Below are 24,727 nucleotides of genomic sequence, written 5' to 3' on the forward strand. Positions count from 1 at the left end.
CATTCGGAACGGCCGCGTCGTGTCACCGAGCGGGCGGGGGCGAGCGTGACTAGCGTGGCTCACAGGAACGCGTCATCGAATCGGAAGTGGGAGTCACCGTCATGGCCGTACGACCTGAGGGCACGCCTGTCTGGGCCGACGCGATGTTCAAGGACGTCGAGGTCGCCAAGACCTTCTACGGCGACGTGCTCGGCTGGACCTTCGGCGAGTCCTCCTCGGAATATGGCAACTACACGCAGGCGTACAAGAACGGGAAGGCGGTCGCGGCGGTCGTCCCCCCGATGCCGGGGCAGGACGACGGTGAGGCGCAGTCGGCCTGGTGTCTGTACTTCGCCTCGCCCGACGCCGCCGCCACGGCGGAGAAGATCAAGGCCGCGGGCGGCACCGTCCTGATGGAGCCGATGCAGGTCGGTGACTTCGGGTCGATGTGCCTCGCGCAGGACCCGGCGGGCGCCGTGTTCGGCATCTGGCAGGCGGGGCAGCACGAGGGCTTCGAGCTGGAGGGTGAGAGCGGCTCCTACGTCTGGGCCGAGGTCTTCACCCGGGAGCCGGCGAAGGCCGACCCCTTCTACACCTCCGTCTTCGGCTACAACTCGAAGAAGATGCAGGACGAGGGCATGGACTACAAGGTCTTCGACCTCGGCGCCGACCCGGTGCTCGGACGCATGGTGATGACGGCGGACGACTTCCCGCCGGAGATCCCCTCGTACATCCAGGTGTACTTCGCCGTCGACAACTGCGACAAGGCAGTCGAGGCGGCCGAACGCCTCGGCGGGCGGAAGGTGTTCGGGCCGATGGACAGCCCGTTCGGCCGCTTCGCGGCGATCCTGGACCCGCAGGGCGCCGCGTTCGCCGTGATCGACGTCAGGACCACCGTCGGCGAGATGCCCGAGATGGTCTGACCGGCACGGGAGACCGCGTGGCCGCCCCGGGACTCCGGTCCCGGGGCGGCTCCGTGCGGTTCAGGCGCTGTCGCGGACCGCGACGATGCCGTCGAAGACACCGATGTACGCGGTGCCGTCGGGGCCGAGGGTGATCGGGGCGCAGTTGTCGTCGTGGGCGAGGCCGGTGCCGGTGAAGCGGCTGAAGACCCGGGCGCCGGTGCGGAGGTCGACGGCCGTGAGGTACCAGGCGTCGATGCCCCAGGAGTTGGGGCGCTCTTCTCGTAGAAGTAGAGCAGTCCGTCGGCGGTGGACAGCGTGGGCACGGTCGAGGGTGAGCGGACGTCGCTCTTCCGGACGTGGTCGGTGACGAGGGAGACGCCGTCCTCGGCGACGGAGAAGGAGTTCTGGATCTCCTCACCGTCGAGGCGGATCGCGCGCAGCGCGCCCGTCGCCGGGTCGACGGTGCCGACGCGACCGAGGCGGGTGACCCGCCAGATGCGGCCGTCCCAGTCGGGCATGACGGAGGTGACGGGGTCGCAGACGCCGCTGGGGAAGAGGTTGGTCCAGCTGACGCAGTCGTGCGGGACGGGGGAATCTCCCCTGCTGCCGCACGACCCACCACGCAGCAGAAAGAGGATCGTTCAGCTAGGTGACGCGACGGGGCGGTGCGCACGTGGCCTTCACCACGCCCCCTCCTTCGAGCGGCGGCGGTGCTCCCCGCACGCGGCCACAGCAGGGGGCGGCTCCGGCGGACTTCACCCATGGGTGTAACGTGCGGTACATTCGGGCACCGGGTAGGCCACTTCTGTAGCGATGGGCGGCCGGGTCGCCCGAGACCATGGACGGCTCGCCGGAGCCGGCGCTGCGTGCAGGAGAGGACCGACATGAGCGGCACACTGGCCGACGAGATCCGCAGTCGACTCGGTGAGCTCAGCCCTGCCGAGCGCAAGGTCGCGCGGGTCCTGCTGGCCGGATATCCCGCGGCGATCTTCGAGACGGTCGCCACCATCGCGGAGCGCGCCTCCGTGTCCGCCCCCACCGTGCTCCGCTGTGCTTCCCGGCTCGGCTACCGCGGCTTCCCCGACCTGCAGGCGGCCCTGCGCGCCGAGCTCGACGCGCGGCACGCCTCACCGATCACGTTGTACGAGAGCGCGGGTGCGGCGCAGGCGCAGGAGCCGTCCGCCGGGCAGGGGGGAGAGGAAGGCGAGCCGGTCGCGGGGCGGTCCCTCGCCCTCGTACAGCAGGCCTTGTCCCAGACCTTCCGCGAGATCTCCCCTCATGAATTCGACCTCGCGGTCAAGCTCCTGAGCGACCCGCGTCGCCGGATCCACCTCACCGGCGGCCGTTTCACCCACCTGCTCGCCGAGTACCTGGGGCTTCACCTGATGCAGTTCCGCGACCAGGTCGCCTTCCTCCCGGACCGGGACGTGGAGCGGGCGGCGTTCCTGACGCAGCTGGCGCGTCGCGACGTGACGGTCATCTTCGACTACCGGCGCTACGAGGACGACAAGGCGGCCATCGCGGAGCTGGCGCGAGAACGCGGCGGTAAGGTCATCGTCTTCACCGATCCGTGGCTGTCCCCGAGCGCCAGCCATGCCGACGTCGTCCTCACCAGCCAGGTGAACTCCGACTCCCCCTACGACAGTCTCACGCCCACCCTTGCCCTCATCGAGTCCGTCGTCGCCGCCACCCTGGGCGAACTGGGCGCCGAGGCGCACGAGCGGATGAAGGACGCCGAGGCCGTCGCGCGGCGCACCGGGCTGCTGTGAGGGAGGCGGTCCGGGATCCCGAGGGCGCCGTTGACCGTCGCCTTCGGGATCGCGATGTTCGGGACCTCGTACCGGCCGAGGATCTTCCGATAGGAGCCGTCGTCCATCAGCGACTGCAGGGCGGCCCGCACCGCTTCCTTGAGGCCGGCCTGGTCCTTGGATATGCCGATCCCCATGGGTGACGCGCTGTACTCACCGACGGCGGCGCGGCCCGTCACGGTGGAGAAGGCGTTGCCCCCGTCCGCGGTGGAGGCGACGTACGCGGCGGTGACCTCGTCCAGGTAGTCGGCGACGACCTTGCCGCTGCGCAGGGCGAGTTGGGCCTCGGAGTCCTTGGAGAAGGTGAGGATCCGGATGGGCGGGAGGCCCTTCGCCTCGCAGAGCCGCTGGCGCTGCTGCAGGAGCTTCTGGTGGTTGGTGCCGGTCTGCACGCCGACCGGCTTGCCGCACACGTCGGTGACGACGGTGATCCCGGCCGGGTTGCCCTTGGCGACCAGCCAGCCGGGGCCGGCGTTGAGGTGGTCGACGAAGTCGACGGACCTCTGCCGCGCCTTCTTGTCGGTCATCGCGGACATGACGGCGTCGAACTTGCCGGCCTGGACGGCGGGGAGGATGCCGTCGAACTTCTGGGCCTCGAAGTCGAACCGCACGCCGAGCCGGGCGCCGATGGCCTGCCCGAGGTCGTAGTCGATGCCGGTGATCTGCTTGCTGCCTTCGTTCGCGTACATCTCGAAGGGCGGGTAGGGGATGTCCGTGGCCACGCGGACGGTGTTCGTGGTCCGGATGCTCTCGGGGAGCATCGCGTGGAGCTGCGGGTCGGGCTCGACCGTGAGGTCCGGCAGTACGGCGACGGGGCCGGCCATCGGCCGGGAGTCGGCGGTGGTGGTGCCGGTGCCGGTGGTGCAGGCGGACACGACCAGGACGGCGAAGGCGGTGAGGACCACGGCCGGAGTGACGTGCGAGCGCATGACGGTTCTTCCTTCGGTGGGCGTGTCGGGTGAAGGTGGGACGTGACGTGCTTCGGTCTGCGACGGGGTGCGAGGGGTCAGACCAGATCGACGCGGCGCGCGGTCTCCTCGCCCCGTTTCATGTGCTGGTGCGCGCCGTCGCCGAGCGAGGTGACGAGAGCGGCCACCAGGGTCTCGATGACGGCGAGGGTGGGCACGAGACTGTCGTAGGGAGAGGGCGCGTCGACCCGGTGCGACAGCACCACGTCGGCGTGCGTGGTGGTGGGGGAAAGCCACATGTCCGTGAACACGATGCCCTTGCCTCCGTTGTCCTTCGCCAGTTGGGCGATGGCGAGTCTGTCCTCCTCGTAGCGCCGGTAGTCGAACACCACTACGACGTCACGCTTGCTGAGCGTGGTCAGGAACGCCGTGCGTTCCACGTCCCGGTCGGGCAGGAAGCGGATGTCGTCGCGCAGCTGCATCAGGTGCAGGCCTAGGTAGCGCGCGAGGAGGTGGGTGCACCGGCCTCCGACGAGGGTGATGCGGCGCCGGGGGTCGGACAGCAGGGTGAGCGCGCCGGCGAAGTCGTGCCGCGGGATGTCGGTGAGGGTCTGTGTGAGGGCCTGGGTGAACAGCGCGTTGCTGTGCGCCACGAGGCCGTCGGTCGAGTGCCCGTAAGCTCCGTCTCCGGCGGTCTCGTAGAGCGAGAGAGGCGAGGCGCTGCGCTCGTCGAGTTCCTTGCGCAGCGCGGCCTGGAAGTCGAGGAAGCCCGTGTGGCCGAGGCGGGACACGAAGCGGAGGACGGTGGGTGCGCTGACGCCGGCGCGTTCGGCGATCGTGGCGACCGTTTCGAATCCGGCGGACGGGTAGGAAGCGAGCAGGATGCGGGCGACCTTCCGTTCGGCGGGCGCGAGGATGCCGAGCTTGCGTCGGATGTCGTCGGCGATGGGGCTGGGAACCACGGGACTCTCTCTTCGGTCCTGCGCCACGCCGAACGGTGTCGCCGCGGGTGGTTGTACGGGGCGGGGCCCCGAGGCGTGCACCGGACGCGCACGGGGCCTTCGCTCAGGAGGGTGGAGCGGGAGTCACCTGGGCGTGATGCTGATCCTCATCCCGATCAGCGTCTGCGCGGTGGCGCCGTCACCGGTCCAGGCGGAGAAACCTCCGGCCTTGCTGAAGGTGACGTCGAACCGCGGGCCCGACTCGAAGGTGGTGGCGTTCGCGGTGTTCTGCGCGCGGGTCGAGGCGAGCGCGCGGGCGGTGGTGCGGAAGGAGTAGGGGGCGCCGTCCGGGTTGGCGGAGGAGTAGAAGACGTCGGTGTTGGCGGGCACCGGCGTCGTGCTGCCGGGTGTCAGGGGCCGCTTGCCCGGTGCGGGCCGGGGCGTCCAGGTGCGGGCGTCGTACCGGTCGTGGTCGGTGAGGTAGGTGTAGCGGGCGCCGCGCAAGGTCCAGCCGGCGGCGGACGTGTGCGCGCGGGCGCCGCGCAGGTCGAGGACGGCGACGCCGTTGGGCCCGAGCACGGTGAGGTGTTCCCGCCGGGTGCCCGGATCGTCGACGACCAGGGCGGTGTTCTCCTCCAGGGCGTAGACGCGGTCGTGTCCAGTGTCCGCGGCGAGGCGCAGCGCCCGTCCTTCGCGGCCGTAGGCTCCGGTGTGGGTGTCGATGAGTCCGGAGCGCAGGAAGCCGAAGCCGCCCTCGGGGATGTGGGCGAGCCGGGCCGGGTCCTCGTAGTAGCCGGGGGCGCTGCCGTCGCGGAGGCCCCCGTAGGATTCGCCGCCGCTGACCATGTCGGCGCCGGAGGCGATCTGGGCGCCGGCGGAGGAGCCGGAGACGACGGCTCCGTGGGCGAGCTTGGCACGGATGGCAGCGAGGACCTTGGAGTCGGTGTGCCGGTCGCCGTGCAGGAGGGTGGTGAGGTAGCGGTACTGGTCGCCACCGCCGAAGAAGAAGCCGCTCATGGAGTTGATCTGGGCGACGACGGCGTCGGAGTCGGCGTTCGCGACATGGTCGATGTCGAGGGGGATCCACTGAGCGTCGGCCGCCCCGTGCCTCTTGAAGAGGTCGGCGTAGTAGGCACCGTTGCAGGCGGAGTTGCTGCACAGGTCGGGGTCGCCGGCGTGGGGGTCCTGGCTCTCGGGAACAGACGCGGCGGTGATGACGCCGATGCGGGCGGCGGGGCCGCCGGCACGCTTGATGATCTCCCCGTACACCTGCTTGTTGTCGTCCTTCAGACCGCCGCCGACGAGGACCAGGGAGCCGTGCGGCTGCTGCGGGCGCTCGCTCAGGGCGTGCGCCGTGGGGGCGGTGGCGAGGAGGGCGAGGGCGATGCTGCCCGCGAGGACGGTGCGGCGTGCCGTGCCGGAATGTGCGCGCATGGGGCTCTCCATGGGTGAGGTGGTGGGGTGACGGGGCCCGTCGACCGGCTTCAGGCCCGGACGCCTCCGGCATCGCGCGGGGAGGGCGATGCCGGAGGGACTGCGGGGTCAGGCGGTGTTGCGCGCGTCGCCGAGCGCGGCAACCAGATCGGCGAGCAGCGCGATGCGGTGCGGGACGCTTGAGACGTCGAGCCATTCCTGCGGGCTGTGGTCGGCGCCCCCGATGGGGCCCAGGCCGTCCAGGATGGGCACGCCCATGCCGGCGATCAGGTTGGCGTCGCCCACTCCCCCGGTGGCCGCGGCGCCGAGCGAGACTCCGACGGCGGAGGCGGCCCGGCAGGCGTTGTCGAGCATGCGGCGCGAGGCGGGGGTGTCCTCCATCGGCGGGCACAGGTCGAGCTGTTCGACCTCGACCGTGGTGCCGGGCACCGCGGGGTGGTCGGCGATCTCCCGGATGGCCCGGGTGACGCGCCGTACGTCGGCCGTCGTGGCGGCCCTGACCTCGATGCGCAGTTCGGCTTGGGGGCAGACGATGTTCGCCCTGGTTCCGGCGCGCACCACCCCGACGTTGACGGTGACGTCGTCCCAGTGCCCGTTGAGGGCCTGGATCTGCACGACGAGGTGCGCCGCGGTCAGCGCGGCGTTGGCGCCGCGCTCCGGTTCGATTCCGGCGTGGGCGGCGCGCCCCGTGACGGTGAGGCGGAAGTCGGCCACGCCCTTGCGGGCGATGACGAGGTCACCGTTCTCCCGGGCGCACTCGAGGCCGAGCCCGTAGTGCATGCCGCGGGCGGTCTCCTCGATGAGCTCCCGGCTGGCGGGCGAGCCGATCTCCTCGTCCGGCGTGGCGAGGAGGACGAGCTCGCCGTAGGCGTCCACACCGTGGTCGTGGAGGAGTTCCAGGGCCGTGAGGCCTGCGAGCAGACCTCCCTTGTCGTCGCTGACCCCGGGGCCGTGGGCGATGCTTCCGGTCAGGCCGAAGGGACGCGCGGCCGCGGTCCCCTCCTCGAAGACGGTGTCCATGTGGCCGGCGAGGAGGATCCGCTGGCCGCCGTCGGACTCGGCGAGGGCGCCCTTCTTACGGGCGACGAGGGCGTCACCCGCCTGGAAGCCCTGCCGCCCCGGCGGGAAGGTCACGCGCTCGACGGCGAAGCCGATGCCGGTGAGCCGGTTCTGGACCCAGTCGGCGACCCGGTTGACCCCGTGGGGCGTGTACGAGCCGGAGTCGATGGAGACGAGCTCTTCGAGGTCGTGCAGGTAGCGGGCCTGGAGGGAACGGGCGCCGTCGAGGAGTTCCGCGGCGAGCCGCCGGCGCGGAGGCGCGCTCACAGGACCTTGGACAGGAAGGCGCGGGTGCGTTCCTGCTCCGGGTCGACGAGCACCTGGCGGGGGTCTCCGGCTTCGACGACGACTCCTTCGTCCATGAAGACCGCGGTGTCGCCGACCTCGCGGGCGAAGCCGATCTCGTGGGTGACGACGACCATGGTCATACCGTCGGCCGCGAGCTGCCGCATGACGTCCAGGACGTCTCCGACGAGCTCGGGGTCGAGGGCGGAGGTCGGCTCGTCGAAGAGCATCAGCTTGGGCTTCATGGCCAGCGCCCGGGCGATCGCGACCCGCTGCTGCTGGCCTCCGGAGAGCTGGGCGGGGTAGTGATGGGCCCGGTCGCCGAGGCCGACCTGCTCCAGGAGGGCGTGGGCCTGCTCGCGGGCGTCGGCCTTGGACACGCCGCCGACCTTCACCGGTGCCTCGGTGACGTTCTCCAGGGCGGTCACGTGCGGGAAGAGGTTGAACCGCTGGAAGACCATGCCGATGTCCCGGCGGCGTTCGGCGACCTCGCGTTCCCGGAGTTCGTGGAGCTTGTTGCCGTGCTGGCGGTAGCCGACGAGTTCGCCGTCGACGGTGAGCTTGCCGCCGTCGATCTTCTCCAGGTGGTTGATGCAGCGCAGGAAGGTGGACTTGCCCGAGCCGGAGGGGCCCAGCAGGCAGCAGACCTGGCCGCGTTCGACGGTGAGGTCGATGCCCTTGAGGACCTCGAGCTTCCCGAAGTGCTTGCGGACGCCTTCGGCGCGCACCATGGGGGTGCTCATCGGTTGTGCTCCTTGTTCTTCTTGCCGAGCCGCTCCACGGTTCCGCCGAGCAGGCGGCGGAACGGTGAGACGTGTGCGGCGCGGGTGGTGCCGCGTCCGTAGCGTCGTTCCAGCCAGGCCTGGGGCACGCCGAGGAGGGTGACGAGGGCCAGGTACCAGAGGCTGGCCACGATCAGCATGGGGATGACCTGGTAGTTCTGGGCGTACACGTCCTGGATGTTGGACATCAGGTCGTGGGCGGAGATGACCGAGACCAGTGCGGTCATCTTGAGCATGTTGATGGTCTCGTTGCCCATCGGCGGGATGATCACGCGCATGGCCTGGGGCAGCACGATCCGGCGCATGGTGAGCGCGGGGCGCATGCCCAGCGAGTGCGCGGCCTCGGCCTGTCCGGGGTCGACGGACTGGATGCCGGCGCGCACGATCTCCGAGGCGTAGGCGGCTTCGTTCAGCCCGAGGGCGAGCAGGGCGGCGATCGCCGGGGTCAGCAGGGTGTTGGTCTCGGCCTGGAAGAAGGTGACCTCGGTGAAGGGGATGCCGATCTTCACGTACTTGTACAGCGCCGCGGCGTATCCCCAGAAGATGATCTGCACGAGCAGGGGGGTGCCGCGGAAGACCCATACGAAGGCGTTGGCCAGGCCGTACAGCACGGGGCTGGCCGACAGGCGCATGACGGCGATCAGCGTGCCCAGGCCCAGGCCCAGGAGCATGGCGACGGCGGTCAGCCAGAGCGTGGTGGTCAGACCGTCGAAGATGAGGTCGGCGAAGAGGTAGTCGCCGACGACGTCCCAGTGCAGGTTGTCGTTCTTCGCCAGCGAGCCGATCAGGCCCACCAGCGCCATGAGCGAGGCGACGGCAGCGATCCACCTGCCGTAGTCACGGACGGGAACGATCTCCAGATCACGCATGCCCGTCGCGCCGGTGGTCGTGCGGTCGGCGGGAGACTTGGTGTCGATCATGCTCAGTCCACCGACGCGTTCTTGGTGGCTTCCTCCACGAGGATGGAGCCGACGCCGTACTTGTTGTAGATCCTCAGGAGGGTGCCCTCGTCGATCAGGGACTGCAGCGCCTTCTGGATCGCGTCCGTCAGCTCGGGCAGCTGCTTGCTGATCGCGATGCCGTTGGGAGTGGCGTCGTAGCCGCCGGACGCGGCCGGGTCCTCTACCAGGTCGAAGGCCTTGCCGGCGTCGGCGGTCTTGGCGACCCAGCCGGCGGCGGGCTTGGTCAGGACCTGGGCGACGACCTTGCCGGAGCGCAGGGCGAGCTGGGCGTCGGAGTCCTTGGGGAAGGTCTGGATGTCAATCTTCCCCTTACCCGCCTTTCCGCAGGCGTCCTGATGGGTCTTCAGCAGGTCGAGCTGATGGGTCGCGGCCTGGACGGCGACCTTCTTGCCGCACAGGTCGTCCAGAGTGGTGATCTCGGCGGGGTTGCCGTCGGCGACCAGGACGCCGGAGCCGGACCGGGAGTAGTCGACGAAGTCGACGACCTTCTGACGCTCCTTGTTGTCCGTGATCGCCGACATCGCCGCGTCGAACTTGCCGGCCTGGATGGCCGGGACGATCCCGTCGAACTTCTGCGGCGTGAACGCGAACGTGACGCCGAGCTTCGCGCCGAGCGCCTGGCCCAGGTCGTAGTCCAGACCTGTGAGGGTGCTCTCGCCCTCCTTCACGAACATCTCGAACGGCGGGTAGGGCACATCGGTCGCCACCCGGACGCTACCGGCTTTCTTGATTCTGGCCGGAAGCAGGTCGTGGAGCGCCTGATCCTTCTTGATCTCCACGCCGGCGACGACGACCTTTCCGCCGACTGCCGCGGCGGTGTCGTCACCGCCTCCGCAGGCGGAGAGCGTGGCGAGGGTCGTGGCCGCCAGGGTGGTGGCTACGACGCGGTGGGCAAGGCGAGCGTTCATCGCGGTGGAACCTCTCAAGGGGGAACTCTGCCGACGGATTCCAGCCGTCAGCCGCACATCAGTGAAGTTACAGATCAATGCGTGGATTGACTAGATGTACTTCACGTTACGTTCACGTAACGCGGCCACTTTCCCGCACTCGTGGGGCTTCTTACTGCAGATTCATGACCTCAGGACGGTCACGACACAGCAAAGTCACCGTACATCTTCCCGTCAGAGGCGATGACTTGTATGTTCCGCTACCAATCCCGTCGGTTCTCGGCCAAGTGACATCCAGCCGACCGACGAGGCACCCCTTCCCCTCCCTCAGGAGCCCCCGTGTCGTCACGCCTGTCCCTCGGTACCACCGCCGCAGCGGTCGCGCTGCTGTCGGTCGCCCTCACGCTCACCGCCCAGGAGCCCGCCCACGCCAGCGCGAGCAGGATCCGTCTCGGCGCCACCTCGGACGTCAGCCGCACGTCCTGGAACGGGCCGGCCTTCACCATGAACGGCGCCGGAGCCGTCATCCCCGCCTCCATGGGCCGGGCCGTCAACGACATCACCGGCGGCACGGGAACGATGGACGTGGTCGTCCTCGCGGGCTCGGCGCCGACCTCGGGAAGCGCGACGCCCGAGTGCGACACGGTCATGACCCTGACGGGCGTGAACTCCTGTACGACCTGGACGCTCACCGCCGCCGCCGACGGCAACAACAGCCAGGTCAACACCGACGTCCGCAACGCCGAGTTCGTCTACTTCGCCGGCGGCGACCAGTGCAGGTACTCCGCGTGGAAGGGCACCGCGCTGGAGGCCTCCGTCGAGTCGGTCGTCGCCAAGGGCGGCGGATCCGGCGGCGGCAGCGCCGGCCACCACATCAACAGCCCCATCGTCTACGACGCCTGCAACGGCAGCGTCACCAGCGCCGAAGCGCTCGCCAACCCCTACGACCGGTACATCAGCTTCACCACCGGCATGTTCCAGTGGCCGAACTACGCCGGCGTCATCAACGACTCCCACTTCGTGACCCGTGACCGGATGGGCCGCACCATGTCCTTCCTCGCCCGTGCGGTGAAGGACGGTCTCGCCCCCGGCGGCGCGGCCTGGGGCGTCGGCGTCGAGGAGGGCGGCGGCTCGCTGTACCTCGACCGCAACGGCACGGCCACGCAGTACGGCAAGGACGCCTACGTCGTCCTCGCCGACCACCAGCCCGAGCAGGCCGTGGACCGCAAGCCCCTGACGTACTCCGGGTTCAAGATCTGGCGCTTGACGCCGGGCTCGACCTTCGACTTCAAGAACCGGCCCACCTGCGGCTACTACCTCCGCAGCGTGAACAACGGAGTCGCCGACGCCAACCTCTACACCGGCACCCCCCAGACGAACTGCGGCAGCCAGGGCGGCAGCACGCTGGCGGAGACCGAGCCGAACGACACCCGGGACGCCGCCAACGACGCCACGACGCTCGCGTCGCCCGGAACCGTCACGGGCTCCATGAAGTCCGCGACCGACCGCGACTACTTCAAGGTCAGCCTGAACTCCGGCCAGACCGCCTCGGTGAACTGCGCCGTGCCCAGCGCCTACGACGCCGACCTGTACTGGCTCGACTCGGCCGGCAGCACGCTCGAGCGCTCCGTCAACAACGGCGCGGGCTCGGACGAGTCGGTCTCGTTCACCCGCACCGCCGCGGGCGCCGGCACGTACTACCTGGAGCTGGAGGCATACGCCGGCTCGGGAACGACCTCCTACAGCTGCGGCGTGACCAAGATCTGACCCCTCCCTGCGGCACCGCACGCCGCACCCAGCTCTGCACTCCTCAAGGACGCACGGTGGCCCCGACCGGCAGGCGACTGCCGGTCAGGACCACCGTTCTGCGCGGCGCGCGGGGCGGGGAGGCGGGGTCTCCGGTCACCGGCACAGTGAGGCGGGGCGCCCCTGACACGGGCAGGGCGGAACCTGACGGGGCCCACCCGGAGGGGCCGCCCCTTGTCGACCGGGCACCAGGCGCCACCCCTTCTCGACAGGTTGGGGCGGGCCTCCTTCCGCGTCGCCGGTCAGCAGGGATGGGCCAGGGTCCACGGGTCGAGGCGCGCTTCCAGTTCCTCCTCGGGGAGCAGTCCCCGGTGCCTGGCGAGTTCCCTCACGGACAGGCCGGTGTCGAGGCTCTCCTGCGCCAGCTCGGTCGCACGCTGGTAGCCGATGACGGGATTGAGGGCCGTGGCGAGACTCGCGGAGCCTTCGACCAGCTCGCGGAGGTGCTGCTCGTTCGCCTCGATGCCCTGGACACACCGCTCGGCCAGCAGGCGGCTCGCCGCGTCGAGGCGGTTCATGGAGTTGAGCAGCAGGTGCACGATCAGCGGCTCGAAGGCGTTGAGTTGGAGCTGGCCGGCCTGGGCCGCCGCGCAGACGGAGGCGTCGACACCGATCACCTCGAAGCACACCTGGTTCACTGCCTCCGGGATGACGGGATTGACCTTGCCGGGCATGATGCTGGAACCGGCCTGGAGGGCGGGCAGCCTGATCTCGCCCAGGCCCGCTCTGGGGCCGGAGCACAGCAGTCGCAGGTCGTTACAGATCTTCGCCAGCCGGACCGCGTACTGCTTCAGCGCGCTGGAGAGCTGGAGGAAACCGCCCATGCCCTGCGTGCCCTCGATCAGGTTGCGGGCCGGGCGCACGGGGAGGCCGGTGATCGCGGCCAGGTGCGGTATCACCGCCTGGGCGAATCCCGCCTCCGCGTTGAGGCCGGTCCCGATGGCCGTCCCGCCCAGATTGACCTCGAGCAGGACGCCCGAGGCCCGGGTGATCACTTCGGCGTCGTCTCGGACAGTGAGCGCGAAGGTGTCGAACTCCTGTCCAAGGGTCATCGGCACCGCGTCCTGGAGCTGCGTCCTGCCGAGCTTCACCGTCTTCGCGAACGTGCCGCCGCGCTCCGTGAAGGCCCCGGCCAGCTCGCTCATGCCGTCGAGGAGCCGGCCCGCGGCCGCGTGCAGGGCGAGCTTGACCGCGGTCGGGAAGGCGTCGTTGGTGCTCTGCGAACGGTTGACGTCGTCGTTGGGGTGCAGGTGGCCGTAGGCGCCACGCTCGCGGTCGAGCAGCTCCAGCGCGCGGTTCGCGATGACCTCGTTGGCGTTCATGTTCGCCGACGTGCCGGCCCCGCCCTGGAACACGTCGACCACGAACTGGTCGTGGAGCCGTCCCTCACGAATCTCCTCGCACGCCCGGATGACGGCGTCCGCCTGTTCCGAGGTGAGCACGCCGAGATCCCGGTGCGCCGCGGCGGCGGCCGCCTTGACCGCCGCGAGCGCCTCCACCAGCTCGGGATGCGCCGACAGGGCAATGCCGGTGAGCGGGAAGTTGTCGCGAGCGCGCAGCGTGTGGATGCCGTAGTAGACGTCTTCCGGAATCAGGCGGTCACCGATCAGGTCGTGCTCTGTGCGCTGCGAACTCACTGTCGCGGCCTCCGGTCTCTCTGGGGCAGCACACCCTGCCCCCTAGTACCGATCATTACACTCAAGCGCCAATGAGCGCCATATGGAATGCACGTTACTTCCGAAGGATGCCCGTCGACAAGGAAAGGGCGGACGCAGGGAACGCCGACGAGCAGGGCGGTACACAACAGCCGCCCCTCAACACGGTCACGCCCTCCTGGCACGACCGGCCGACCACCCGGCATCTGCACCTGCCGGGCGGGACAGCGCTTCCTCCGCCCGGGGCACCGGAAGCACAGTTTCGTCTTCGGGGTACCGGTGCTTCCAGCCGTACCGGCCGGCAGGTGCAGTGCCGGCGCGGCCAGCCCCGGCAGCATCACGTTCGCCGAGGTGAACACGTGGTTGGTGCTGATCTCGGACGACCGGTCCCTCCTTCACGGACCGGGCGCCTCCTGACCCCGAGAGCTACGGATCAGATCCGATGGTCCTCGACCTGATGGTGATGGGTACGGCCATCACCCTGGGGCCTCTGCACCACAGCGCCTTCGTCGTGTCGCTCTCCTCGCAACGTGACCCGAGGCCTCCCGAAGACAAAACCTTTGCAGCGCGACACGGTGGGCCGGTCGCGCCCCCTCCAGCAGTACGGTGCGTCATCACTTCCCGCACCCCGGCTGAGGTCTCTCGCCGACAGGAACGGCGTCACGGGACGCTGCGGCTGGGGAGGATCCGGGGGGATGGAGCTCCCTTGGGGAGTGGCTGGGGAGAATCGACCGCGTAAGACGGCATCATCAGGAAAGCCCTTGAAAGCTGCAAAGTCGCAGTTCAGCACGCCTCAAGCGGCTATTCGTGCAGGTCAGCGCATTGAGGGGCGAGGACTTCTGGAAGGTCTTCTCGAAGTCGAGGCGGGTGATGCCCTCGACGGTGGAGGAGCGCTGCGGCAGCTTGTACTCGGCGAGGGTGTCCAGGGTGCGCGGGTCGAACAGCTTCAGCAGGAAGCCGCTGAAGGTGCCGCACACGGTGACGAGCCGGCCGCCGGAGTCGAAGGTGCCGGTGGCGCACTCGCCGCCGACGGCGGCGATCTTCGCGCTGAGGACCTCCGAATCGCGCCCGAGCGGCCCTGGGAAGGGGTGGGTGCCGCTGCCGGCGCCGTCGGCGTGCATGCCGCTGCGGCCTTTGATCCGGGACCAGATCAACAGGGCCTCGGGCCTGGCCTACGGCCCACGCGGTGGCGGTGGTCACCGGCTCGATGCCAACGCGACGGGCACCGGGACGTGTCAGTAGGTCAGGACGACACAACCGTCCGCGCCGGGGAGGCTTTCGGTGTGCTGGTGGGCAAGGCCGTTCGCGGAGCCCGATCCGCCCGCTCCGCCGCTGCCCGCACCGGCTCCGCAGCTGCTGGGCGGAACGACCCCGGGTGCGCCGCCGGTGCCTCCCGCTCGGGTATCGGCATTCGCTGCGGCGCCTGCCTGCCCCGTGTAGAGGTTGGCGAAGCTGCCGGCGCACCAGCTCATTCCGCGATCGCCTCCCGCGCCTCCGGTGCCGGGAAAGACGTTCGCGCTGTGGTGCCCGCCGGCGCCGCCCTGCGCACTGGCGCCGCCGGCTGTGTCGTTGACCGTGACGGCGGAGTTCCCACCGGATGCGCCGTCTCGGTCCAAGCCACTGGCCGGCCCGCCGGCGCCGCCCGCGGCGACGGTGATGGTGATCCTGTCGCCGGGCTTGACGGGCAGGAAGCAGGAGGAATTCGCTCCTCCGCCACCGCCACCGCCGCCTGGCTGGGCCGCGCCGTCCCCGAACGCGGGGCCGGATCCAACGCCGCCGCCCCCGCCGCCCCCGCCGGTCAGGCTCACCGCGATATAGGTCACGTCGCCGGGCACCGTGACGGTGTAGCTTCCCGGCGTGCTGTAGGTCCGCGTCTCAAGGGCGTGGGCGGGAGCAGCCGTGGCCAAGGGCTGCAGTACCCCGGCCATCATCATGAGACCCACGACCCCCGCTCGCGTACGGCAGATGGAACGAGGGCGGGACCGGCGCCGCGCGCCGGGGATGGTGACCATGTGCAGTACGTCTCCTGCGTATCCGTCCTGTCAGTCGAGGCCACACCGTAGGGCTTCAGGGCTCGGCCGGACGGCGTTGAAGGACCGGTTCACCCGTATGAGCTCCCAGCGGGGGTGCTCCTATGTGTTGGTCAAGGTCGAAGGTCAGCAGGTAGGTCTGGTCGAGGGCGGGCCGAGCCGGGCTGGCTCGGCGCCGGACAACACTCCAAAGCCCTCACCGGCCTCGTTCCCGTGGGCGCCCGCTTCTACAACCCCACGACCGGATGCTTCCTGTCCACCGACCCTGTTCACGGCGGTGGAGACAACCGTTGCCGCCTCCGCTACCTGGTCGGTCGGCCCTTCGACGCCGGGCACCACCGTCCGTCGGCCTCATGTCGTCCACAGCACCGCGCGCGGCCGCAGGGGCACCACCGTACTGCGCCCGGCGCTGTTCATCGGCGCGGCAGAGGAGACGATGAAGGTGATGGCTCCCCCGGACGGCCACGCCTTGAACCCCGCTTCCGCGATCCCCCTGACGGCCTATACGTTGAACGTGGCGGGCCTGACGGCCTGACGCCCACAGGGCGGCGTCCAGCCCCCTGAAAGTGATCACGAAGTTCTGGGCGGCGAGACCGCATCCCGAACCGCCATGCCATCGGATGACACGGATCGGCCAGACGAGTGACAGCGGCCGCCGCAAGCCGGTGCCGTCGGAACCGGTGTTCCAGGATCAGTGTCGCCGCCGTCTCCGGCGGCAGCTGCTCTCCACCGCGTCTTTGCCGTGCGATCGGATCGACCACGGCTGTTCGAGGAGTCTCACGCATGCGTTCACGCGTCATCGCGGTCACGGCCGCCGCGCTCGCGGCCACCGCGGCACTCGCGCAACCCGCCCACGCCGCCCCGCTCGTCGACGGGGTCTACCGGTTCGCGGCTCTCACGGACGGCAAGTGTCTGGTCTGGCCCAAGTCGCACGCGAGTGTCGGCGTGGTGTCGCTGGGCGACTGCGCGGAGACCGCGTCCACCTCGGCGAACTGGCAGGTGCTGCGACGCCCCGACGGAATGATGGAAATCTCCCCGCCGGGCTCGAACCCGCGCACCTGCCTGAAGGTGACGTCGTACCACGGCGTGTCGGTCACCGACTGCGGTGACAGGTACGCCGAGTGGACCGTCTCCTACGGCTCCGACGGGCCCGGCAGCGTGGTGTGGGCCGACATCGAGCACACACCCGGCGACTTCTCCCCCTCGTTCGGAAAGATCGTGGACGATCCCGGCGTGAACGGCCGGATCGTGGTGAGGCACGCCCCCATCGAACCGCACTACTGGGCATTGCAGCCGGCCGGATAGGAGTCGTCGGGCCGGTCGCGGGCTCGGATGCCCGATGCCCCTTGCCGCCGGCGGCCCGGGCGACCAGGCCGCGCTCGGTCATCATCAGGCTGATCGTCCTGCCCAGGCCGAGCGGGTCGCGGCCGTCGGCGCGGCACGATCCGGGTCCGGCGCCGTGTCTTGTCCTGCCGGGCGGCGCCGTTGTCCTTCGCCGCTTCGCGCTGCTGTCATCGCTGCTGACGGCGGGCGACTCAACGTTCGCACCGCACTAAAGCGGTATCGCGGACGCGCTGGAGCTGGAGACACCGACCGGCGAGGCAGAAGGAACCGCCGGGCGATGTGTTCACCGAGCCCGATGATCACGGACTGGGTCGCTCACGCGGCGGGGTCACCACCAAGCTGCACCTGACCGTTGAGCAGGGCCAGAAACCCACGATCGTGATCACGGCCGGGCAGCGCGGCGACTCGCCGCGATGGGAACCGGCGCTGGAGAAGGTCCGCGTGCCCCATCGGTCCGGGCCGGCCACGCGTCCGCCCCGATCGGGTGTGGGCGGACGGCAAGTCGCCGATGACGGCGGTACATCGCGGCGCGCTCGAACACGGTCCGCGGCTTAGGGCGTGGGGGGCGGACGCAAGGGGGCACGGGCGCCGGGGGATTCGTGTGCCAAGCGGGTGAGCGGCCGGGACCGCGCCCGCAGTCCGGCCGCTCACCGTCGGTTGCCCTCAGAGTTCTTCGAGGGTGCCGGTGTGCAGTTCGCCCACCCGGCCGTCGGGAGTCTCGTAGGTCCAGAAGGCGTGGACCGTGTTGGTGTTCATGTTCATGGCGTGGGTGACGCTCATGAGTTCGCTCCCCACCGCTCCGGTCGTTTCGGTTCGGTGAAGTTCCTGGCCGGGTGAGACGGCGCGTGGTGCGTACGAGTGCCCGGCCGGGGTGCGGCGGTGCGGCTCAGTGGGAGACCACGGCAGCTCTTGGCTACGGCATGGCGGTTCGGGGCTGGCGTGAGGTGCTCAGGAGCTCGGCGAGGCCGCGGCGGGTGGCGGCGATGACGACGCGGTCCTCGGGATGAAGGACGTAGCCGGGGTGCAGCTCCCACAGGAGCTGAGGTTCGTCACCTGCCTGATATGAGGAGGCGAGGTCGGGGCGGCGAGTCGTGGGGGCGGCGGTGTCGAGGGCGAGGACGCGCCATGCGCCGGGTCGGAAGGCGTCGGCGACGGTGTGGCCCTCCAGCTGGGGGTGGCCGGCCACGAGGAGGGCGGCGAAGAGCAGGACCCTGCGTTCGACGGGGATGGCGCCGAGGATCTGGCGGCCCATCATGGCTCCGGCGAAGGCGGGTGCGGCGAGGTGGGTGACGCTTCGGCTGCGCGTGAGGGCGTCGGGGTGTGCCGCGCGCAGGGTGCGGTAGACGGCGGTGGCGAAGTCGTCGTCGTACAGGCGCAGGGCCACTCGCAGATCTGACTTGACCGTACGGGCGTAGAGCGCGGCCTCCAGGTTCGTGGTGTCGGAGCTGGTGAGGGCGAGCAGGGCGTGTGCCCGGTGGGTCTTGGCGGCCTCCAGGACGCCGTCCTCGGTGACGTCGCCGAGGACGACGGGGATGCGCAGGCCGCGGGCGAGCGGGATGCCGCGGGCGTCGGGATCCTCCTCGACGCACACGACCGGGATGTCGAGTTCCCGCAGCCGGGCGAGGACCCGGGTTCCGATCTTGCCCAGGCCGAGGAGGACGACGTGGCCCGATAGGCCGCGGGGCGGCCGCCGTAGAGCTCCGGCGGCGCGGAAGGTGCCCAGCGCCTCCAGTGCCCCGGCGACCAGGAGAGGAAGGAGAGCGAGGCCGACGAGGCCGGTCAGGAGCTGGAGAACCTGGTGGGTGACCGGCGCGCCGATCGCCGGGTCGTTGATGGAGAACAGGTCGAGCAGCGTGATGTACGCGGCATGCACGGGATCGGCGTCGGTGAGCAGCATCGTGGTGAGCGTCAGCACGAGGACGGAGACGACGATTCCGGTGAGCGCCCAGCGCAGGCGGCTGGAGAAGAGCTCGCGCAGCGGCGCACCCCGGCGGGCCATCCGCCGGGCGGACAGGGCGGGACCGGCGTATCGGACGGTCTCCAGGACGACGCTGCCCCGTCCGGCGGCGCTCGCCACGGCCCGGTCGTCGGGCAGGAGGAGGGGGCCCTGGGGGCCGCTGGCCTCCGAGCCCTCGGTGCCCGCCGGGTCGGTGGTGGTGGACGACAGCAGGGCCAGGGTGCACAGGCCGGGGTCGGGTACCTCGCCGCGTCCGGGCGGGGTGCGTTCGGCGGCCCGCAGGAGGACGCCGTCGGCCTGGACGATCTTGCTCGTCCCGGCGACGGCGGTGGCGGCGAGCGCGGGGGCCGCGGTGTCGGCGTCGGACAGGACGGTGGTGGAGGCGTCGAGAAGCGCGCGGTCGGTTCCGGGTGCGGTCAAGAGGGCCGCCTGGTCGAGGAGTTCCTCCAGCTGCTGCCCCAGCTTGCGGTTGTACATGCGGACCACGAGCCGCAGGCCCGGGCTGAGACGGCGGGCGGCGAGCGCGGCGCGGAGGTTGGTCTCGTCATCCTCGTAGAGCAGGGCGAGGGCCGCAGCCCGGTCGACGCCGGCCCTCAGCAGCGTCTCCTCGGTCGGCGCGGATGACACGACGTCATGCAGCGGCGGGGGCGCGCTGCCGAGCGTGTCCTCGGTGGCGGGTCCGCCGGACCGGCGCAGGAGCCGCGCCGCACGGGACTGCACGGCGGGCTGCTCGCCCGCCCGATCCTCGACCTGGTCGCCGGGAGCGACGAGAACGACCCGTTGGCGGTAGACGTCTCGCAGCTCGTCGGCGAGTCGGTGCGCGAGCCCGTCGTCGCCGCAGACCACCATGTGGCCGCTGTCCCGTGGAACTCCGGCGTCCTGGTGCGGTAGCGCGATCATGATTCCCCCGATGTCGAGATGGACCCGCCTGATCACGCGGGCGGGTCAAGTGTCGGTCGTTCCTGCCCCGGTGTGCCTCGCGTGCCGTCTGTGATGACGGGAGATCAGGGTTCGTACCAGCAGGACGAGGCATACGGCGGCGAGGGCGCCGGAGCCGATCCGCACCCAGGTCGGGGTGCCGCTGCTTGCCGCAGTCCAGCCCGACCACAAGAGGTACAAGCCCATCCCGGCGGGGCTCTCCAGGAAGTCGCGCCTGGCGTTCCGCGATGACATGCCAGCCCCTCGCTGTCCTCGCTCGTGGTCGTCGTGGTGCGGTGCCGAGTGGCGGCTCATCGTCGGGTGCGGTGGAGCAGCGGCCGACGGCTCAGGAAGGCGCCGACTCCTACGGCCGCCGGAGTCCAGAGCGCGAGGAAGGTACCGCGGAGTTCGTCCCGGTCGTGCATGACCACCATCAGTACGAAGGTGTAGGCGCCCGGAACAGCCGGCGTGCAGGCGTCGACGGTGAGGACGGCGCTCCGGAGCGGGTGCTTCTCCGGAGTGGGCGAGCACTTTTCGTGCTCCTCATCACGGCCGCGGTGCTGAGCGCCTTGTGCTGGCATCTGTCCGGCCCAACGCACTTGCTCTGGGCAGGTCTTGCGGCTCTCCTCGTGGCCCGCATCTGCCACAAGGAGGGCTGAGCCCGTGTCTTGTGGAGAGTGGCGCGTACGGGGCCGTGCCTGGTGCCGCTCACGGCCTGCCTCACGGGACGGCCGACGCGTCGTTGACCTGTCGGCGAGCCCGCGCGGCACGCAAGCTCGTGGCACGGCCGCCCCTGTGGGGGTTTCTCGGCCCTGCGGGGCTGGCCCTGGCCGGGGTGCCGGGAGGCACGGCGGTACTCCGCCGCATGTGAGGCGGGCCAAGGAAGGGTAAGACTTTCGTCATCCGCCGGGTTCTTCCCCGTAGGCGCCAAGCAGCGTTGGATGACGGTCAGATGGTGACGGCAAGCAGAAACGGGAGAGTGCCAGTGGAACGGGGCCGGAGCGGGAAGCCGTGGGCGGGCCTGGTGGCCGCTGCCGTAGTGGCTGTGGCGGCAGGGTTGGCGTGGTTCAAGCCGTGGGCTCTGTGGGTGGACGAGACGGTCCATGAGGCGCTGCCCTCCGCGGTCGCGCGGTCCACGACACCACCCGCCGGCACACCGCCGACGGAATCGGGCCCTTCGGCTTCGGTGACCGCGCCGCCCGCCGGGCCGGTCACGGTCGCGCAGGGCACGTTCATCAGCCATGAGCACGCGACCACCGGCACGGTGAAGGTGGTCCGTCTCGCCGACGGCGCCCACACGCTCCGGCTGGAAGGACTCGACACGAGCAACGGCCCCGATCTGCGCGTCTGGTTGAGCGACGCGCCGGTCAAGGAGGGCAAGGCCGGGTGGGGAGTCTTCGACGACGGCCAGTACGTCAGCCTCGCCAAGCTCAAAGGAAACAAGGGCGACCAGAACTATCCCCTGCCCGCAGACGTCGACTGGTCGAAGTACCCGAGCGTCAGCATCTGGTGCGACCGGTTCGACGTCTCCTTCGGAGCCGCCGCCCTCGCCCGCGTCTGACCGGCCGGAATCCCCGGGAGCTGACCCGCGACGCGATGCGCCCCGGGGGCTCCCTCACACTTCCGCCGCGGTGAGCGCGTGGAGGGCGGCCCGCACGGTGCCGAGCAGCTGATCAAGGTCGACGCGGGCGCGTGAAAGCAGTTCACGCCGTGCGCGAGCACAGACAGGCCTTGCGCGCTACCTGTCGGGCGGGGAACCCATCGGGTAGCCGAAGACCCGTGGGCGGCACGAATCTGGGCGGCCCCGAGGACCTGGTCGATGTAATCGGTGATGTCGCGTCTGTCCTTCGTCCGGTCAGGAACGACGGGGTGTACGAAGTGCCCCCGTGTCGGCGGCCGAACCGACCCTTCGAAGGCCGCCGACGAGGTTCGAGAGGCCGGGTTCGAGCCCCTGGAGGCCTATCCCGGAAAGACCACCGGCCAGTGGCGCTGCCGCTGTAGGTGCGGGGCCGAGGCCACGGTGACCTTGACCAACATCAGGCGAGGCCGAACCAGGTGCAGGACGTGCTCCAGGGACGACGCCAACTGATCGACGCCTACCCGCAGCGTCCCTCGTGTGCGCCCGCGCCTTCGCCGCGCATACGCGGCACCGCGGCTCGAGGGACATACTGCGCTGCCACGAAGAGCCCCGGCGCCACGCAGTACTCAGCTACCCAGTCCTCCTCAGGCTCGGCCCAGCCCTCAGCCTCCGCTGTCGGAAGCGGCATTGAGCTGAGGCGCGCGACGCCCCTCATCATTTCGAGCGCTTCCTCCGGGGTCCTGGCCTGGCCTGGTCAAGACAACGCCGCACACTTCGACTCATGCGGTTGCGCCTGATCCGGTCATCCAACTCCGTGATGTAGTGCGGCAGGAGGACGTCCACCTCGGGGAGGTTGTCAGCCTCCTGGGCGGTGACGGCTCATGGTGCTTTGCTCCGCGGGATGTTGAGGGGCGAAGCCGAGTCCGTCAGCGAGACGAGTACTCGTGCCTCCCAGGCGCAGCCCACCTCCGCGATGTCGAGCGTCCGGCTGAGAGCAACGTGCCCGCTGAGCAACCACGTGGCCCATGCCGTGCACCAGACGTGATCGCCAATCCGGTACGCGTTCGCATCCCGGACCGACGAGAGCGTGACGTTCGGGCCCCAAGCCACACCTCCGCGACTCCCTCGGGAAGGTCCGAACCTGTCGGCTAGGCGAGGTCTTGCAGGTCATCGGTTGCGGCTTCGATCGGCGACACCTACGCATGATCGCCTGCACGAGATGATCCCGTCGACCGCCTTTCGACGCAGGCCCCGACCGCGCTGACGGACGATCCACTACTCAGACAGTCGCCCGTGACCAGCACGAGCGCCCCGAGAACACGACACGGCGCATCTGCGGAAGCGACGCGATCACCGGGACCTTGAAGCACCCCCGCCCCGCTGGCGACCCGCGGCCCAAGTGAGTGCCGGCCGTCACCGACCTGGCCGCACCGTCCTCATCTCCCCGTGGCTGGACATCAGCCGGACCCAGAAGGCGGCCAGAAGCCGGACCTCGACACACCAAGGGGACACGCCCTACTCGGCGGTGATCCGCAGCACGCCCGTCGTGGTGCCCTGCAGCACCACCCGGCCCGGCGCGATGCTACCCACCATCTGGAGCGTGTCGAAGACGAAGCCCGCCCCGAGGTAGGCCGTCCGCACCGTCCGCCCGGTGGCCGGGTCGATCTCGGCGTACGAGTACGGGTCAAGCACCGAGGTGCTGTTGGTGCCGGGAATCACCGGGTTGCGCAGCACCGTACGGAGCAGCCCGTCCGCGGTGGACAGCCTCGGCACCGCGGCCGACCTGGTCTTGTTGTCCCACTTCAGGTCGCAGCCCGAACCGTCGGCCCGGACGTCCACCCGGCTCAGGCCGCCCCGGTAGCTGTCGGAGGCGGGCACGCTCGGGCCGGCGTCGTCCGGCAGCTTCGGGTACGGGTAGCCGTAGGTGCTCGCCACGAAGATCGAATTGCCGACTGCCACGGGGGAGTTCTCGCTGCCGCTGCCACCCGCCTTGAGCACCGGCACCGAGCAGACCTGCTGACCCGTGTCGGTGCGGTAGACCAGCAGGTTCACCGTCGGCGCGGCGTTGTCGACAACGGTCACGTAGTCGGTGCCGTTGGTCGGCCCGAAGAAGGTCGGAGTGGAGCCGGTCCCCCAGCTCAGCTGGCCCGGCTTGCGCGCCGGGCCCCGGTCGTACGCCTGACGCCAGCTCACCTGCGGCGTGCCGTCCGCCGCCGCGGTCAGCAGGTAGGTGGCGTGCGTGGTGGCCACCGCCGTCCCCTCCGGCGCGGTGGAGATCGAGTTGGACACCCGCTCACCGGCCGGCAGTGCGAGGGTCCGGACCACGCCGTTGCGGTCGTCGGCGGTGCCGACCACCCCCGCGCCGGTGGCGAACCAGACCCGGCCCTGCCAGTCCGGCGACAGCCCGGTGACGGCGTCCCCCTCCGGCACCGCTCCGGCCAGCGACAGCCGGGAGTCGACGTACAGCTCCCAGCCGCCGGAGGCGGTGCGACGGTGCCCGATCCGCAGCAGGTCCCGGTTGCCGTCCACCGCGACCAGCCGGTCCCGGTCGTCCAGGTAGGCGTACACACCCCCGAGCAATGACCCCTTGGCCAGCGTCAGTTCGGCCACCGACTCACTGGTCGCCGGGTCTAGCAGGTGGACCGTAGGGGCCAACCCGAAGATCTCCGTGCAGAGCGCGACCGGGTAGCCGTCCGCCCCGACCAGCACGGTCGGGCAGGCGGACTGCAACGCCGTCCGGTTCGACCGGATGCTGCCCGCACCCGGCCCCGGCAGCGGGGTGGCGTCGGAGGATCCGGTGTCCCCGTGCATGGTGGCCGTGCCGACCGGGCCCGCGAACGGGTTGGCGGGCGGCAGGGGGCCGTACGAGTCGGCGGCATGCGCCGGGGTGAGGGCGGTCAGCAGGAGGGCAGCCGTAGAGAGCACGGCAGCGCGAGTGCGCAGGCGCATGGGGGTCCCGTCAGAGGAGTGTGGACACAGAGGTGCACTCCGCCCGGCAGGACGAGAAACGGCCCGGAAACACCCGGGCAGGAGGCACCGCGCTCAACAAGCGCGGCGACAGATCGCCGAACACGCACGGGCCAGGTCGACATCAAGCCGACGGCTCAGGTGTGCGTGACGGGTCATGCACCCATGATCCAGCCCTGGCATCCCGCCGCACAACCCCTGTCTCACGGTACGGAAGGCAACTCAGCCACCTCCCGACCGCGCTCCCGAGGGTACGGGCCCTCCTCGACGAGTGGGCCGACCTGCGGCCCTACACCTCCAGCAACGAGCGGACCGAAGCGTTGGCAGGCTTCCTCCACACTTGCAACCACCACCGCTGGCCTACGCACACAACGGACACCCGCCCATCAGCCGCGTCGACAACGCTGCGGGTCAATACGACCTAGGCCGGCGTGGGACAGGGAAGCAGGCCGGCGTTGGTCTTCTCCCAGGGCGGCCCTGAGTTCGGCGAGCAGTGCGGGCTGCCGGGCGGCGTGGTCGGC

17 protein-coding genes and 4 pseudogenes are annotated in these 24,727 nt (G+C 70.4%); 7 read left to right on the forward strand and 14 right to left on the reverse strand.

The window, feature by feature from the left end; genetic code table 11:
- Nucleotides 1–101 precede the first annotated feature (101 nt).
- Complete coding sequence (locus ACIP8Z_RS08910; protein ID WP_402080572.1) at nucleotides 102–902, forward strand: VOC family protein; 801 nt, start codon at nucleotides 102–104, stop codon at nucleotides 900–902.
- A 60-nt stretch (nucleotides 903–962) separates the two neighbouring features.
- Here the strand turns inward: ACIP8Z_RS08910 and ACIP8Z_RS08915 are convergent.
- A pseudogene (locus ACIP8Z_RS08915) lies at nucleotides 963–1,471 on the reverse strand (hypothetical protein); the annotation flags it as partial.
- A gap of 297 nt (nucleotides 1,472–1,768) precedes the next feature.
- Between ACIP8Z_RS08915 and ACIP8Z_RS08920 the strand changes: the two are divergent.
- Nucleotides 1,769–2,653 (forward strand): MurR/RpiR family transcriptional regulator, encoded by an 885-nt coding sequence (locus ACIP8Z_RS08920; RefSeq protein WP_402080575.1) that lies wholly within the window; start codon nucleotides 1,769–1,771, stop codon nucleotides 2,651–2,653.
- An 80-nt stretch (nucleotides 2,654–2,733) separates the two neighbouring features.
- Here the strand turns inward: ACIP8Z_RS08920 and ACIP8Z_RS08925 are convergent.
- From ACIP8Z_RS08925 to ACIP8Z_RS08955, 7 genes and pseudogenes are all read right to left on the reverse strand, one after another.
- Nucleotides 2,734–3,621: pseudogene (locus ACIP8Z_RS08925) on the reverse strand (ABC transporter substrate-binding protein); the annotation flags it as partial.
- 77 nt (nucleotides 3,622–3,698) lie between these two features.
- On the reverse strand, nucleotides 3,699–4,562 hold the full coding sequence (locus ACIP8Z_RS08930; protein ID WP_402080577.1) for a MurR/RpiR family transcriptional regulator: 864 nt from the start codon (nucleotides 4,560–4,562) through the stop codon (nucleotides 3,699–3,701).
- A 123-nt stretch (nucleotides 4,563–4,685) separates the two neighbouring features.
- A complete protein-coding gene (locus ACIP8Z_RS08935) occupies nucleotides 4,686–5,975 on the reverse strand; it encodes a cyanophycinase (RefSeq protein WP_402080579.1) in 1,290 nt (429 codons plus the stop codon).
- Between the two features lie 108 nt (nucleotides 5,976–6,083).
- Nucleotides 6,084–7,301: a M20 family metallopeptidase gene (locus ACIP8Z_RS08940; RefSeq protein WP_402080582.1), complete on the reverse strand. Its 1,218-nt coding sequence runs from the start codon at nucleotides 7,299–7,301 to the stop codon at nucleotides 6,084–6,086.
- Nucleotides 7,298–8,050, reverse strand: coding sequence for an amino acid ABC transporter ATP-binding protein (locus ACIP8Z_RS08945; protein WP_402080850.1), 753 nt, complete (start codon nucleotides 8,048–8,050; stop codon nucleotides 7,298–7,300). Before ACIP8Z_RS08945 ends, ACIP8Z_RS08940 begins: the two co-directional genes overlap by 4 nt.
- Before the next feature lie 8 nt (nucleotides 8,051–8,058).
- The gene (locus ACIP8Z_RS08950) at nucleotides 8,059–9,021 is read right to left on the reverse strand and encodes an amino acid ABC transporter permease (protein ID WP_402080585.1); all 963 of its coding nucleotides are present in this window, start codon (nucleotides 9,019–9,021) and stop codon (nucleotides 8,059–8,061) included.
- 2 nt (nucleotides 9,022–9,023) lie between these two features.
- The gene (locus ACIP8Z_RS08955) at nucleotides 9,024–9,971 is read right to left on the reverse strand and encodes an ABC transporter substrate-binding protein (RefSeq protein ID WP_402080587.1); all 948 of its coding nucleotides are present in this window, start codon (nucleotides 9,969–9,971) and stop codon (nucleotides 9,024–9,026) included.
- A 318-nt stretch (nucleotides 9,972–10,289) separates the two neighbouring features.
- Here ACIP8Z_RS08955 and ACIP8Z_RS08960 point away from each other — a divergent pair, with 318 nt between their 5' ends.
- Nucleotides 10,290–11,717 carry a pre-peptidase C-terminal domain-containing protein gene (locus ACIP8Z_RS08960; RefSeq protein ID WP_402080589.1) on the forward strand — a complete coding sequence of 476 codons (1,428 nt, stop codon included), beginning with the start codon at nucleotides 10,290–10,292 and terminating at the stop codon, nucleotides 11,715–11,717.
- 281 nt (nucleotides 11,718–11,998) lie between these two features.
- Here ACIP8Z_RS08960 and ACIP8Z_RS08965 read toward each other — a convergent pair whose 3' ends face one another.
- From ACIP8Z_RS08965 to ACIP8Z_RS08975, 3 genes and pseudogenes are all read right to left on the reverse strand, one after another.
- Nucleotides 11,999–13,393: an aspartate ammonia-lyase gene (locus ACIP8Z_RS08965; protein ID WP_402080591.1), complete on the reverse strand. Its 1,395-nt coding sequence runs from the start codon at nucleotides 13,391–13,393 to the stop codon at nucleotides 11,999–12,001.
- A gap of 848 nt (nucleotides 13,394–14,241) precedes the next feature.
- Nucleotides 14,242–14,544 (reverse strand): annotated as a pseudogene (locus tag ACIP8Z_RS08970) (hypothetical protein); the annotation flags it as partial.
- 102 nt (nucleotides 14,545–14,646) lie between these two features.
- Nucleotides 14,647–15,423, reverse strand: coding sequence for a hypothetical protein (locus tag ACIP8Z_RS08975; RefSeq protein WP_402080593.1), 777 nt, complete (start codon nucleotides 15,421–15,423; stop codon nucleotides 14,647–14,649).
- Nucleotides 15,424–15,718: 295 nt separating this feature from the next.
- Here ACIP8Z_RS08975 and ACIP8Z_RS08980 point away from each other — a divergent pair, with 295 nt between their 5' ends.
- The gene (locus ACIP8Z_RS08980) at nucleotides 15,719–15,976 is read left to right on the forward strand and encodes a hypothetical protein (RefSeq protein ID WP_402080596.1); all 258 of its coding nucleotides are present in this window, start codon (nucleotides 15,719–15,721) and stop codon (nucleotides 15,974–15,976) included.
- 248 nt (nucleotides 15,977–16,224) lie between these two features.
- A complete protein-coding gene (locus ACIP8Z_RS08985) occupies nucleotides 16,225–16,746 on the forward strand; it encodes a hypothetical protein (RefSeq protein WP_402080599.1) in 522 nt (173 codons plus the stop codon).
- A gap of 952 nt (nucleotides 16,747–17,698) precedes the next feature.
- On the opposite strand, the gene ACIP8Z_RS08990 is transcribed toward ACIP8Z_RS08985, so the two are convergent.
- The gene (locus tag ACIP8Z_RS08990; RefSeq protein WP_402080853.1) at nucleotides 17,699–19,591 is read right to left on the reverse strand and encodes an NAD-binding protein; all 1,893 of its coding nucleotides are present in this window, start codon (nucleotides 19,589–19,591) and stop codon (nucleotides 17,699–17,701) included.
- A 380-nt stretch (nucleotides 19,592–19,971) separates the two neighbouring features.
- Nucleotides 19,972–20,094 (reverse strand): hypothetical protein, encoded by a 123-nt coding sequence (locus ACIP8Z_RS08995; protein ID WP_402080602.1) that lies wholly within the window; start codon nucleotides 20,092–20,094, stop codon nucleotides 19,972–19,974.
- Between the two features lie 518 nt (nucleotides 20,095–20,612).
- Here ACIP8Z_RS08995 and ACIP8Z_RS09000 point away from each other — a divergent pair.
- Complete coding sequence (locus ACIP8Z_RS09000) at nucleotides 20,613–21,221, forward strand: DM13 domain-containing protein (protein ID WP_402080604.1); 609 nt, start codon at nucleotides 20,613–20,615, stop codon at nucleotides 21,219–21,221.
- Between the two features lie 1,533 nt (nucleotides 21,222–22,754).
- Here the strand turns inward: ACIP8Z_RS09000 and ACIP8Z_RS09005 are convergent.
- Nucleotides 22,755–24,188 (reverse strand): hypothetical protein, encoded by a 1,434-nt coding sequence (locus ACIP8Z_RS09005; protein ID WP_402080607.1) that lies wholly within the window; start codon nucleotides 24,186–24,188, stop codon nucleotides 22,755–22,757.
- Between the two features lie 272 nt (nucleotides 24,189–24,460).
- Here ACIP8Z_RS09005 and ACIP8Z_RS09010 point away from each other — a divergent pair.
- Nucleotides 24,461–24,624, forward strand: a pseudogene (locus tag ACIP8Z_RS09010) (IS481 family transposase); the annotation flags it as partial.
- Nucleotides 24,625–24,727: the final 103 nt, after the last annotated feature.

Origin of the sequence: Streptomyces sp. NPDC088553 (assembly GCF_044752965.1) — a bacterium.
Lineage (GTDB): Bacteria > Actinomycetota > Actinomycetes > Streptomycetales > Streptomycetaceae > Streptomyces.

Coding starts and splice junctions, on each gene's coding strand:
- ACIP8Z_RS08985 (WP_402080599.1), top strand. CDS start 16,225: ATGCGTTCACGCGTCATCGCGGTCACGGCCGCCGCGCTCGCGGCCACC.
- ACIP8Z_RS08910 (WP_402080572.1), top strand. CDS start 102: ATGGCCGTACGACCTGAGGGCACGCCTGTCTGGGCCGACGCGATGTTC.
- ACIP8Z_RS08920 (WP_402080575.1), top strand. CDS start 1,769: ATGAGCGGCACACTGGCCGACGAGATCCGCAGTCGACTCGGTGAGCTC.
- ACIP8Z_RS08935 (WP_402080579.1), bottom strand. CDS start 5,975: ATGCGCGCACATTCCGGCACGGCACGCCGCACCGTCCTCGCGGGCAGC.
- ACIP8Z_RS09005 (WP_402080607.1), bottom strand. CDS start 24,188: ATGCGCCTGCGCACTCGCGCTGCCGTGCTCTCTACGGCTGCCCTCCTG.
- ACIP8Z_RS08945 (WP_402080850.1), bottom strand. CDS start 8,050: ATGGTGCGCGCCGAAGGCGTCCGCAAGCACTTCGGGAAGCTCGAGGTC.
- ACIP8Z_RS09000 (WP_402080604.1), top strand. CDS start 20,613: ATGGTGACGGCAAGCAGAAACGGGAGAGTGCCAGTGGAACGGGGCCGG.
- ACIP8Z_RS08955 (WP_402080587.1), bottom strand. CDS start 9,971: ATGAACGCTCGCCTTGCCCACCGCGTCGTAGCCACCACCCTGGCGGCC.
- ACIP8Z_RS08950 (WP_402080585.1), bottom strand. CDS start 9,021: ATGATCGACACCAAGTCTCCCGCCGACCGCACGACCACCGGCGCGACG.
- ACIP8Z_RS08990 (WP_402080853.1), bottom strand. CDS start 19,591: ATGGTGGTCTGCGGCGACGACGGGCTCGCGCACCGACTCGCCGACGAG.
- ACIP8Z_RS08995 (WP_402080602.1), bottom strand. CDS start 20,094: ATGGTGGTCATGCACGACCGGGACGAACTCCGCGGTACCTTCCTCGCG.
- ACIP8Z_RS08975 (WP_402080593.1), bottom strand. CDS start 15,423: ATGGTCACCATCCCCGGCGCGCGGCGCCGGTCCCGCCCTCGTTCCATC.